The sequence below is a fragment of the Vibrio sp. T9 genome, assembly GCF_003123985.1.
Taxonomy (GTDB): Bacteria; Pseudomonadota; Gammaproteobacteria; order Enterobacterales; family Vibrionaceae; genus Vibrio; species Vibrio diabolicus.
In genome coordinates, this window is sequence record NZ_NIGY01000200.1 from 1 (window position 1) to 285 (window position 285).

At 39.3% G+C, this 285-nt stretch carries 1 rRNA gene; it reads right to left on the reverse strand.

Going from position 1 to position 285, the window contains the following annotated elements:
* Positions 1-197: 197 nt before the first annotated feature.
* Positions 198-285, reverse strand: a 16S ribosomal RNA gene (locus CBX98_RS26080); the annotation flags it as partial.

Genomic DNA, 285 nt, shown 5'->3' on the forward strand with positions numbered 1-285 from the left:
TTTTGCCGGACTCAAATTCCAAGAACACTTGAATGTGTTATTAGTTGTATTCATAAATGAATACTTTGAGAACTTTACAAACAACAATAAATTGTTGTTTTGTCAGCTTTCCAAATTGTTAAAGAGCAATAATAGCTCGAAGCTTACGCTTCAAAAACTATCAATCTGTGTGAACACTCATCGCAATAATCATCGTATAAGGAGGTGATCCAGCGCCAGGTTCCCCTAGCGCTACCTTGTTACGACTTCACCCCAGTCATGAACCACAAAGTGGTAAGCGTCCCC